This window comes from Bradyrhizobium sp. LeoA1Lang (assembly GCF_055413685.1).
In genome coordinates this window covers 1-10,808 of record NZ_JBVAPG010000218.1, presented here as the reverse complement: position 1 = coordinate 10,808, position 10,808 = coordinate 1, and the positions used below count along the sequence as shown (strand labels likewise).

General features: G+C 64.6%; 11 protein-coding genes. 5 read left to right on the top strand and 6 right to left on the bottom strand.

What is annotated here, in order from left to right:
- Positions 1–179 precede the first annotated feature (179 nt).
- The 3 genes from rimM to ffh all read right to left on the bottom strand — a co-directional run bounded on the left by rimM (position 180) and on the right by ffh (position 2,796).
- A complete protein-coding gene (rimM, locus tag ACZYOF_RS39145) occupies positions 180–725 on the bottom strand; it encodes a ribosome maturation factor RimM (protein WP_463719089.1) in 546 nt (181 codons plus the stop codon).
- A gap of 18 nt (positions 726–743) precedes the next feature.
- Positions 744–1,076, bottom strand: coding sequence for a 30S ribosomal protein S16 (rpsP, locus tag ACZYOF_RS39140; protein WP_463719088.1), 333 nt, complete (start codon positions 1,074–1,076; stop codon positions 744–746).
- A 172-nt stretch (positions 1,077–1,248) separates the two neighbouring features.
- Positions 1,249–2,796 (bottom strand): signal recognition particle protein, encoded by a 1,548-nt coding sequence (ffh, locus tag ACZYOF_RS39135; RefSeq protein ID WP_463719087.1) that lies wholly within the window; start codon positions 2,794–2,796, stop codon positions 1,249–1,251.
- Positions 2,797–3,258: 462 nt separating this feature from the next.
- Here ffh and ACZYOF_RS39130 point away from each other — a divergent pair, with 462 nt between their 5' ends.
- Entirely contained in the window at positions 3,259–4,323 is a 1,065-nt protein-coding gene (locus ACZYOF_RS39130) for an MBL fold metallo-hydrolase (RefSeq protein ID WP_394569236.1), read from the top strand.
- A 6-nt stretch (positions 4,324–4,329) separates the two neighbouring features.
- Here ACZYOF_RS39130 and ACZYOF_RS39125 read toward each other — a convergent pair whose 3' ends face one another.
- Complete coding sequence (locus tag ACZYOF_RS39125; RefSeq protein ID WP_130581202.1) at positions 4,330–5,025, bottom strand: SIMPL domain-containing protein; 696 nt, start codon at positions 5,023–5,025, stop codon at positions 4,330–4,332.
- Between the two features lie 10 nt (positions 5,026–5,035).
- A complete protein-coding gene (locus ACZYOF_RS39120; protein ID WP_282528771.1) occupies positions 5,036–5,749 on the bottom strand; it encodes a GyrI-like domain-containing protein in 714 nt (237 codons plus the stop codon).
- Between the two features lie 303 nt (positions 5,750–6,052).
- On the opposite strand from ACZYOF_RS39120, the gene dapF reads away from it, so the two are divergent.
- Together dapF and mtaB are read left to right on the top strand one after the other, a co-directional pair.
- Entirely contained in the window at positions 6,053–6,931 is an 879-nt protein-coding gene (gene dapF, locus ACZYOF_RS39115) for a diaminopimelate epimerase (protein ID WP_463719086.1), read from the top strand.
- A 1-nt stretch (position 6,932) separates the two neighbouring features.
- Positions 6,933–8,198 carry a tRNA (N(6)-L-threonylcarbamoyladenosine(37)-C(2))-methylthiotransferase MtaB gene (gene mtaB, locus ACZYOF_RS39110; protein ID WP_463719085.1) on the top strand — a complete coding sequence of 422 codons (1,266 nt, stop codon included), beginning with the start codon at positions 6,933–6,935 and terminating at the stop codon, positions 8,196–8,198.
- Between the two features lie 127 nt (positions 8,199–8,325).
- Here mtaB and ACZYOF_RS39105 read toward each other — a convergent pair whose 3' ends face one another.
- A complete protein-coding gene (locus tag ACZYOF_RS39105) occupies positions 8,326–9,027 on the bottom strand; it encodes an RluA family pseudouridine synthase (protein ID WP_463719084.1) in 702 nt (233 codons plus the stop codon).
- A gap of 48 nt (positions 9,028–9,075) precedes the next feature.
- On the opposite strand from ACZYOF_RS39105, the gene ftsY reads away from it, so the two are divergent.
- Positions 9,076–10,014 (top strand): signal recognition particle-docking protein FtsY, encoded by a 939-nt coding sequence (ftsY, locus tag ACZYOF_RS39100; RefSeq protein ID WP_463719083.1) that lies wholly within the window; start codon positions 9,076–9,078, stop codon positions 10,012–10,014.
- Positions 10,015–10,016: 2 nt separating this feature from the next.
- Positions 10,017–10,619: a septation protein A gene (locus ACZYOF_RS39095; protein WP_130579834.1), complete on the top strand. Its 603-nt coding sequence runs from the start codon at positions 10,017–10,019 to the stop codon at positions 10,617–10,619.
- Positions 10,620–10,808: the final 189 nt, after the last annotated feature.

Genomic DNA, 10,808 nt, shown 5'->3' with positions numbered 1-10,808 from the left:
CTTCGACGTATCCATTCCAATGCGGATAATCTGCGTCACGGACGGCTCCCTCGTTTGAGATTTCGACAACCTCATTCTGGCACAACTGATGCCGTAGGGGGCCGTCCACCCCATCAACCACAAATGTTTGTGGTGTGGTCAGTCTAGGCGCCTGCCGATGCAACAACAAACGCCTGTGGTTATGGGTCCCCGCTTTCGCGGGGACGACTCGGGGAGGGTTCCTCGCCCCCAATCTCTTCAGGCGGTTCGACGATCACCCGTCCGCCGGCGAGATCGACGGTCGGCACCGCCGCATTGGTGAACGGCAGCATCATGGTCGCGCCTTGCGGGGGCGCGATTTCGATGATGTCGCCGGCGCCGAAATTATGGATCGCGACGACCTTGCCGAGCGGCTGGTCGGCGGTCGTCACCGCGGCAAGGCCGATCAGATCGGCGTGGTAGTATTCGTCGTCGTCCGTTTCCGGCAATCGTTCGCGCGGAACATAGAGCTCGAGGCCGTTCAGCCGCTCGGCCTCTTCGCGCGTGGATACGCCCTTGAACGTCGCGACCAGATGGTCCTTGGCCTCGCGGACATGCGCCACCTCGAACTGGCGTGCGCCATCCTTGGTGAGGAGCGGGCCGTAATGCTTCACGGCCAGCGGATCTTCGGTGAAGGTCCAAAGCTTAACGGCGCCGCGCACGCCATGCGCAGCGCCGATCCGAGCGACGCAAACCGGTGCGGGCACCGTCGTGCGCCTGAAAGCTTACGCCTTCGCGGCGGCTTCGGCCTGCGCCTTGCGCTCCTTGCGCGGCACGGCCTTCTCCGGGTTGTTGCGCGGCGCGCGCTTCACGATGCCGGCCGCATCGAGGAAGCGGGTGACACGGTCCGACGGCTGCGCGCCCTTGGCGAGCCAGGCCTTGACCTTGTCCATGTCGAGCTTCAGCCGCGCCTCGCTGTCCTTCGGCAGCAGCGGATTGAAGTGGCCGAGCCGCTCGATGAAGCGGCCGTCGCGCGGAAAGCGCGAGTCGGCGACGACGACGTGATAGACCGGACGCTTCTTGGTGCCGGCGCGCGCAAGACGGATAACGACAGACATTTGGTTCTCCTGATAAGTGGTTTGATTTGGATGTTGATGAATTAGCCCGTTATTCCGGGGCGCGAAGCGAGCCCGGAATCCATCCGGCCACGGATGCAAGCGGTGAAATGGATTCCGGGCTCGCCGCTGCGCGGCGCCCCGGAATGACGAATGGAGAGAGGAGCGAGCTTCCTCATTTCTTCTTCCCCGGCGGGCCGCCGAGGCCCGGCAGTGTCGGCTTGCCGCTGAGGCCGGTGAGCCCCGGCAGATTGGGCAGGCCCTGGCGCAGGCTGACGGGAAGGTCTTTCGGCAGGTTTGGCAGGCCGCCACCGGGCGCGCCCTGCATCTTCTCGGCCAACGCCTTCATCTCTTCCGGCGAAGGCGGCTTCATGCCGCCGCCAAAGCCCATCGCCTGCGCGATGCCGGCGAGCGGGCCGCGCTTGCCCGAACCCATGGCCTTCATCATGTCGGACATGTTCCGATGCATCTTGAGCAGCTTGTTCACCTGCTCGACGTTCTGGCCGGCGCCGGCGGCGATGCGCTTCTTGCGGCTGGCTTTCAGGATATCCGGGGTCTTGCGCTCCTGCCGCGTCATCGAATCGATGATCGCGACCTGGCGCTTCAGGATCTTGTCGTCGATCCCGGCGGCGGCGATCTGGTTCTTCATCTTGGCGACGCCGGGCATCATGCCCATCAGGCCGCTGATGCCGCCCATATTCGCCATCTGCGTAAGCTGCTCGCGCATGTCGTTGAGGTCGAACTGACCCTTGCGCATCCGCTCGGCGGTGCGCGCGGCCTTCTCGGCATCGATATTGGCCGCGGCACGCTCGACCAGCGACACCACGTCGCCCATGCCGAGGATGCGGCCGGCGATGCGGCTCGGATGGAAGTCCTCCAGCGCGTCGGTCTTTTCGCCGGTGCCGATCAGCTTGATCGGCTTACCGGTGACCGCGCGCATCGACAGCGCGGCGCCGCCGCGGCCGTCGCCGTCGACGCGCGTCAGCACGATGCCGGTCAGCCCGACGCGCTGGTCGAACGAGCGCGCGAGATTGACAGCGTCCTGGCCGGTCAGGGAGTCCGCGACCAGGAGCACTTCATGCGGATTGGCGACCGCTTTGATCTCGGCCGCTTCCGTCATCATCTCTTCGTCGAGCGTGGTGCGGCCGGCGGTGTCGAGCAGCACGACGTCGTAACCGCCGAGCTTGCCGGCCTCGATCGCGCGGCGCGCGATCTGCGGCGGCTTCTGGCCGGCGACGATCGGCAGCGTCGGAATGTCGAGGTCGCGGCCGAGCACGGCCAATTGCTCCATCGCCGCCGGACGGTAGACGTCGAGCGACGCCATCAGCACCTTGCGCTTGTCGCGCTGGACCATGCGGCGGGCGAGTTTGGCGGTGGTCGTGGTTTTACCGGAACCCTGCAGGCCGACCATCATGATCGGAACCGGCGGCACCGTGTTGAGGTCGATGGTCTGGCCATCGGAGCCGAGGGTCGCGACCAGCTCGTCATGGACGATCTTGACCACCATCTGGCCGGGGGTGACCGACTTGACGACGGTGGCGCCGACCGCCTGCTCACGCACGCGGTCGATAAAACTCCTGACAACCTCGAGCGCGACGTCGGCCTCGAGCAGCGCGCGGCGCACTTCGCGCATCGCGGCGTCGACATCTTTCTCGGTGAGCGCACCGCGCCCCGTCAGCCGATCAAGGATGCCACCAAGCTTTTCCGACAGATTGTCGAACAATGCCGTTGTCCTTTGTTGCGCCCGCAGGCACCTCAGTCACTTGCCGTCATACCCCGCGAAAGCGGGGTATCCAGTACGCCGGGACATCGCATCAAACAGACGCCGCCGGTTACTGGATCACCCGCTTTCGCGGGTGATGACAACCTGGGTGTCCCGACGCAGAACGCCAAGATGATGTTCCAAAGCCGGTCTTCCAAACACTTTCGCGCCCGAGGGCGCACAGCGCTGTCGGGCGTTGGCCTCCGGTCTCGAGGGCCGGTCGGCGGGTCGAAAAGAACGATCTTTCCGAGAAAGTGGCGGCGTTAAACCCCCGCGGGCGCCGAAAGTCAAGGAAAAGTCGGGTGAGGTGATCCGAATTGAACCCATAACGACATGAAAATACTTATGTTTCGATTATGGGTTCCGATTTGCGCGCTCGGTGCCATATAAATTCCAACGCCCCACTACCCGTGATACAGCCCCGTGCCCATCACCCGCCGCCGCATCTTTGCACTGTTCGCCGGCGCCGCCGCCGTGATCGGCGTGCCGTCGGTTTGGATGACCCGCATGAAGACATATGACGGCCCCGTCTCCGATCATTTCGATGGTTTGCGCTTCTTCGATCCGGACGGCGCGCCGCCGAAGTCGCTCGGCGAGGTGCTGCGCTGGCAATTTGGCGGCGAACGGAAGCGCGTGGACTGGCCCGACTGGGTGCCCAGTCCCCACGCCGATACGCCGCCGCCGCGGGTCGAGGGCGACAAGGTGCGGCTGTCCTTTGTCGGCCATGCGAGCTGGCTGATCCAGGTCGCTGGCCTCAACATATTGGTCGACCCGGTGTGGTCGATGCGCGCCTCGCCGTTCTCCTGGGCGGGACCGAAGCGGCACAACGATCCCGGCATCGCCTTCGAGGCGTTGCCCGAGATCGATGTCGTGCTGGTGTCGCACGGCCATTACGACCATCTCGACGTCGCGACGCTCTCGAAGCTCGCCGCCAAATTCTCGCCACGCGTGATCACGCCGCTCGGCAACGATGTCGCCATGCGCGAGGCGGATCGCGCGATCAAAGCCGAAGCGTTCGATTGGCAGGATCGTGTCGAACTCGGCAACGGCCTCGCCGTGACGCTGGTGCCGACGCGGCACTGGTCGGCGCGTGGGCTGCTCGACCGCAACAAGGCGCTATGGGCGAGTTTCGTGCTGGAGACGCCGGTCGGCAAACTCTACATCGTCTGCGATTCCGGCTATGGCGACGGCGGGCATTTTCGTCGTGTCGCCGAAGCGCACGGCCCGCTGCGGCTCGCGATCCTGCCGATCGGCGCCTATGAGCCGCGCTGGTTCATGCGCGACCAGCACATGAACCCGGCCGATGCGGTAAAGGCGCTGGCCGATTGCGGCGCCGCGCAGGCGCTGGCGCATCACCACGGCACGTTCCAGCTCACCGATGAAGGCATCGATGCACCGGCGATCGCGCTCGGTGAGGCGCTGGACCAGGCGGAAGTGCCGCGGGACAAATTCGCGGTGCTGAAGCCGGGGCAGGTGTTTGAGATCTGACGACGGCTACTGCTTCGGCTTGATCGCCCAGGACACGTTCACCGAGACCGCCAGCGTCTCCTCGCCCGGCGCAACGGGAGCTGCTGCCGCCATTGGCGCGGCCATCTTGCCGCGGAAGAGGGGCGTCGGCGGCCCGCCTTCCGAAATGCTGAGCGCATCGCCGAGCGTTACGCCGGCCGCCTTGGCGTAGATTTCCGCCTTGCGGCGCGCGTCGGCGATGGCCTTTTCGCGTGCGTCGTCGAGCAGTTTTGAGGCCTGCGAAACCAGGAATCCGATCCCGCCGATCTCATTGGCGCCGGCGCCGACCAGGACATCGATCAGGCCCGCGATCTTGGCGATGTCGCGCACCTTGATGATCACACGATTGGTGGCGCGATAGCCGGAAATCGTTGCCGGCCCCGGTCGGCTTTGCGCCGACGGATATTGCGGCTGCAGCGACAATCGCGAGGTCTGGTAGTCCTTCTCATCGATGCCGGCGCCTTTCAGCGCCAGCAGCACCTTGCCCATTGCGGCGTTGTTGATGTCGGACGCCTCGCGCGCGGTCTTGGCTTCCGAGGTCACGCCGGCGTCGATCTCGGCCTGGTCGGGCGCGGCCGAGATCGTGGCTTCGCCGTTGACGGAAATGGCGGGGGGCGGGACTGTCTGCGCCAGGGCAGGCGATGCCGCCAGCGCCAGCGCCGCGAGGGCAACGAGCTGTTTCATTCGCTTCACTTCACTTCAGGGGTACGTAGACGTTGATCACCAGCTTGTCTTCCGCCGTCTTCAGCGGATCGGTGGTGTATTCTTCTATAAAGGTGTCTTTTGCCTCCAGTTTCTTGTCGTCGAGGTGGTTGGTGATCGCCTCGTAGGTGTTGTCCATGTTGTCGTAGGAGCCGCGGTGGACGAACTTCAGGGCCTTGCCGTCGGGCGAGTTGCCCATGCTCATGTTCTTGCCGAGGTTCTTCACCTCCTGGTCGACAGGGATTTCCGCGACGAAGGTGAAGCCGGTGTCATCGGTCGAGGTATAGACGATCATCGAATTGCCCGTCGGCTTGATGTTCTGCTTGTCAAGCTCCGCCGTCAGCGCCTTCAGCGAGTCGATCAGGGCGTCGAAGGCCGAATCCCAGTTGGCGTTGCCCTTCATCATGACAACCTTCTTCGGCTCCAGCGTGAACTCCTCACCGAAGGGGTCGGCGGTCTGCACCGGCGCGGAGGCGGGCGGCGTCGGGCTCTGGGCGGCTGACGGAGTGTCGGCCGGTGATTTGGTCTCGGCCGGCGGCGGCGCGGGAGAGGGGGTTGGTGCCGGCGGCACCGGCGAGGCCGAAGGCGCCGGCGAAGGCGAGGCGGCTGGAGCCGGCGCTTGCGCCAGCGCCGCGCTGCCCCAGGCAATGGCGACTACCGGGACCAGCGCGACCAAGGTGCCGCGGAAACCATTGAATCGAATCATCTTGATCTTCTCCATCCCATCCCGAGCGGACGCCTTTTCGTCCCGGCTGACGTCCGCATGGCGCGATAGTCCTAACACGCAAGTTCCGCTTTCGTCCCATGACACTTGTGCCATGGGCGGCCGCGGGTGCGGAATGAATAGCGTCGTTTCGCGACATCATTCCGCTGCATCTTTCTGTCCGAGCGGGATCTTTTTCGGAAAATCGCTGTCGCTTTGCGCGAGCGCCGCCTCCGGGGTCTGGATCATGCTCTGGCCAATTCGGCTTCATTCGCCATATAAGGCAGGCATAAATTGGGAAATTCCATGAGCGCGCTCGCCAACCACGCATTCGCCAAGATGAACGGCATCGGCAACGAGATCGTCGTGGTCGACATGCGCGATTCGAAGGCGGCGGTGGCGCCGGACGACGCCCGCGCGGTGGCAGCCCCAGCCGGCGTGCCCTACGACCAGCTCATGGTGCTGCAGCCGCCGCGGCTGCAGGGGACGGAAGCCTTTATCAGGATCTACAACAATGACGGCTCGGAAGCCGGCGCCTGCGGCAACGGCATGCGCTGCGTGGTGCGCCGTGTGTTCGAGAAGACCGGGCAGACGGCAGCTACCTTCGAGACCCGGGCCGGGCTGCTCAATTGCTGGCAGGGCCCTGCGCCCGATCTCTACACCGTGGACATGGGCCCGCCGAAATTCGGCTGGCAGGATATTCCGCTGGCCGAGGAGTTTCGCGACACCCGCTATATCGAATTGCAGATCGGACCGATCGATGCGCCGATCCTGCATTCGCCCTCGGTTGTCAGCATGGGCAACCCGCACGCGATCTTCTGGGTCGAAGACGTCAACGCCTATGACCTTTCCCGCTTCGGGCCGCTTCTGGAAAATCACCCAATCTTCCCGGAGCGCGCCAACATCACGCTCGCCCATATCGTCGATCCCGATCACATCACGATCCGGACCTGGGAGCGCGGGGCGGGCCTGACCAAGGCCTGCGGCTCGGCGGCCTGTGCGACCGCGGTGGCAGCGGCGCGGCTGAAGCGCGCGGGTCGCACCGTCGAGATCACGCTGCCCGGCGGCAAGCTCATGATCGAATGGCGCGAGCGCGACGACCACGTGCTGATGACGGGGACGGCGAGCTTCGAATATGAGGGCCGCTTCGATCCGGCGCTGTTCGCCAGCGCCAGCGTCACCTGAGATGACCATCGACGTCGTCACCTTCGGCTGCCGCCTGAACGCGTTCGAATCGGAGCTGATCCGGCACGAGGCGGAGAACGCGGGTCTTGCCGATACCATCGTCATCAATAGCTGCGCGGTCACCAACGAGGCGGTGGCGCAGGCGCGCCAGTCGATCCGCCGGTTGAAACGTGAGCACCCCGAAGCACGCATCGTCGTCACTGGCTGCGCGGCGCAGACCCAAGCGCAGATGTTCGCCGAGATGGCCGAGGTCGATCGCGTCATCGGCAATGACGAGAAGACGCAAAGCGCAGCCTGGCGCGATGCGCGAGCCGTGTTCGACGCAGGCCTTGGCGTCGCGACGAGTGAGAAGATCGCGGTCGCCGACATCATGGCGGTCAGAGAGATGGCGCCGCATCTGCTCAAAGGTTTTCAGAAGGGCCTGCCGCGGGTGTTCGTGCAGGTGCAGAACGGCTGCGATCATCGTTGCACCTTCTGCATCATCCCGTTCGGCCGAGGCAATTCGCGTTCGGTGCCGATGGGCGCGGTGGTCGACCAGGTCCGCGCGCTGGTCGAACGTGGCCATGTCGAGATCGTCCTGACCGGCGTTGACCTCACCAGCTATGGCGCCGACCTGCCGGGCACGCCCAGGCTTGGCACATTGACCCGGCAGATCCTGAAGCATGTGCCGGAGTTGCAGCGGCTGCGCATTTCCTCGATCGATTCCATCGAGGCTGACCGCGACCTGCTCGATGTCATCGCGGATGATAACAGGCTGATGCCGCATCTGCATCTGTCACTGCAGTCGGGCGACGATCTGATCCTGAAGCGGATGAAGCGGCGGCATTCGCGGCGGGACGCGATCGAGTTCTGCGCGCAGGTGCGGCGACTACGGCCAGACGTGGCGTTCGGCGCCGACATCATCGCGGGCTTCCCGACCGAGACCGAAGAGATGTTTGCACGCTCGCTAGCTTTGGTCGAGGAGTGCGATCTGACCTTTTTACACGTGTTTCCCTATTCCAAGCGTCCGGGCACGCCGGCGGCGCGGATGCCGCAGGTGGCTGGTGGTGAGATCAAGGAGCGTGCGCGACGACTGCGCGCCGTGGGGGACGCGGCGTTACGCAAGCGGCTCGCGGCCGAAATCGGCACGACGCGTCAGGTCCTGATCGAAAGCGACAAACAGGGCCGCACGGAGCACTTCCTGCCGGTCGCGATCAGCGGCGAAACACCGGGCGCGGTGCAGGCGCTTGCGATCGCCGGTGATGATGGGGCCCGGCTGCTGGTTTAACCCCCGCTGTCATCGCCCGGCTCGACCGGGCGATCCAGTATGCGCCGGCCTCTCGGTGCTAGCGCGACCGTCTCTGGAATACTGGATCATCCGCCTTCGCGGATAATGACGGTGGCGTGTGCGGTGGCTACTCCCCATTCCACCCGCACGCCCGTAGCCGCTCATGCATGTGCTCGGGCGCCGGCGCCGTCACGCGCACCGGGTCCTTGTTCTTCGAGATCGGAATCATGAGTTCGCGCGAGTGCAGATGCAGGCGCGGTTCGCCGAAGCGCGGGCCGTTGCCGTAGATGTTGTCGCCGACGATCGGCCAGCCCATGGCGGACGCGTGCACGCGCAATTGATGGGTGCGGCCGGTGACCGGTTCCATCGCAACCCAGGCGAGACCGTTGCCGCGGCCGAGTATTTTCCAGTTCGTCACGGCCTTTTGACCTTCCGGGTCCGGCTTCTGCCACCAGCCGCGCTCGGCGTTCTTGCGGCCGAGCGGCAGATCGATCGTGCCTTGCTCTTCGGCAGGCACGCCTTCGACCACGGCCCAATATGTCTTTGATATCTTGCCGTGCTTGAACAGTAGGCCGAGCGAGGCGGTCGCTTTGCGGTGCCGCCCAAGGACGAGGCAGCCCGAGGTGTCCCGGTCCAGCCGATGGGCGAGCACCGGCGGTCGCGGCAGGCCGAAACGCAGCGCGTCGAACGAGGCTTCCAGATTGGGGCCGCCTTTTGGGCCGCGATGCACCGGAATCCCCGCCGGTTTGTCGATCACCAGCATCAGGCCGTCGCGATGGAGCACGCGGGCCTCGATTTCCGCCGGCGTCAATTGTGGAACATCGTTCACGCGTCGAGACTTTCGTTTGCGGGGCGAAACGGCTAACACACCCTTGCCATGAACGATACCACTGCACCCAAACTGAGCTGGTGGAAGAGGCTCTCCAACGGGCTGAAGCGGACCTCGAGTTCGATCGGCGCTGCCGTTGCCGGCCTCGTCACCAAGCGCAAGCTCGACCGCGCCATGCTCGATGATATCGAGGATGTGCTGCTGCGCGCCGATCTCGGGACCGACGTCGCGGTGCGCATCACGGAAGCCGTCGGCACCGGGCGCTACGACAAGGAGGTCTCGGCCGACGAGGTCAAGGCCGTGGTCGCGACCGAGGTCGAGAAAGTGCTGGCGCCGGTTGCCCAGCCGCTCGAGATCGATGCGGCGAAAAAGCCGTTCGTGATCCTCGTGGTCGGGGTCAATGGCTCCGGCAAGACCACAACCATCGGCAAGCTCGCGGCCAAGCTTTCAGCGGAAGGCCGCAAGGTGATGCTGGCCGCCGGCGACACCTTCCGTGCCGCCGCGATCGAGCAGCTCAAGATCTGGGGCGAACGGACGAAATCGCCCGTCGTCGCGGGCGCGCAAGGCTCGGATTCCGCAAGCCTCGCCTTCAATGCGTTGAGCGCGGCCAAGGAGCAAAAGCTCGATGTGCTCTTGATCGATACCGCCGGCCGGCTGCAGAACAAATCCGAATTGATGAACGAGCTCGAAAAGGTCGTGCGCGTGATCCGGAAGGTCGATGCCACGGCGCCGCATGCGGTGCTCCTGGTGCTTGACGCCACGGTGGGACAAAATGCGCTGTCGCAGGTCGAGGCCTTTCACCGTACTGCTGGCGTCACCGGCCTCGTGATGACGAAGCTCGATGGCACCGCGCGAGGCGGCATTCTCGTGGCGCTGTCGGAGAAGCACAAATTGCCGGTGCATTTCATCGGCGTCGGCGAAGGCGTCGATGATCTTGCCCCCTTCACCGCGCGCGATTTCGCCAGGGCGATCGCAGGGATCGAGTAGTAATGGACAAGAAAGCACCGCATCCTCTGTTCAAGCTCGCGACCGAGCTTGGTCCGCTGCTCATCTTCTTCTTTGTCAATGCCAAGTCGAACCTGTTCGTGGCCACCGGCGTATTCATGGTGGCCGTGGTGGTCGCGATCATTGCGGCCTACGTGGTGACGCGGCACCTGCCGCTGATGGCGATCGTTACGGCCGTGGTGGTCCTCGTGTTCGGCACGCTGACGCTGATCCTGCACGACGAGACCTTCATCAAGATGAAGCCGACCATCGTCTACACGCTGTTCGCCGCGATCCTCGGCGGCGGCCTGCTGTTCGGCCGTTCCTTCATAGCGATCATGTTCGACCAGATGTTCAACCTCACCCCGCACGGCTGGCGCATCCTCACCTTCCGCTGGGCTTTGTGGTTCCTGGCGATGGCCGTGGTGAACGAGATCGTCTGGCGCACCCAGAGCACCGATTTCTGGGTCACCTTCAAGGTGTTCGGCATGGTGCCGCTGACGATGCTGTTTGCCGTCACCCAGATGCCGCTGATCAAGCGCTATCAGCTCGAGCCGGTCTCGCTGGAGCGGAGCGAGGCGGAGGCAGGGGACGTCAGCAAGGGATAATCTCTCCGCCCGTCATTCCGGGGCACGCGTAGCGTGAGCCCGGAATCCATTTTGTCACTTGCGCTAGGCTGTGTGGACTCTTGGGATTCTCAAATCAGACGGAACGTGATTCAAGGCTTTCTTTTAGGAGGAAGCCTTGGGGGTTCTGGATCGGCTCGTTCTGAACGACACGCAATGGGACCGTATCTC

What these genes read in the sequence shown, in the direction of transcription:
- dapF (WP_463719086.1), top strand. Translation starts at nt 6,053, where the DNA reads ATGAGCGCGCTCGCCAACCACGCATTCGCCAAGATGAACGGCATCGGC.
- ftsY (WP_463719083.1), top strand. Translation starts at nt 9,076, where the DNA reads ATGAACGATACCACTGCACCCAAACTGAGCTGGTGGAAGAGGCTCTCC.
- mtaB (WP_463719085.1), top strand. Translation starts at nt 6,933, where the DNA reads ATGACCATCGACGTCGTCACCTTCGGCTGCCGCCTGAACGCGTTCGAA.
- ACZYOF_RS39125 (WP_130581202.1), bottom strand. Translation starts at nt 5,025, where the DNA reads ATGAAACAGCTCGTTGCCCTCGCGGCGCTGGCGCTGGCGGCATCGCCT.
- ACZYOF_RS39095 (WP_130579834.1), top strand. Translation starts at nt 10,017, where the DNA reads ATGGACAAGAAAGCACCGCATCCTCTGTTCAAGCTCGCGACCGAGCTT.
- ACZYOF_RS39120 (WP_282528771.1), bottom strand. Translation starts at nt 5,749, where the DNA reads ATGATTCGATTCAATGGTTTCCGCGGCACCTTGGTCGCGCTGGTCCCG.
- rpsP (WP_463719088.1), bottom strand. Translation starts at nt 1,076, where the DNA reads ATGTCTGTCGTTATCCGTCTTGCGCGCGCCGGCACCAAGAAGCGTCCG.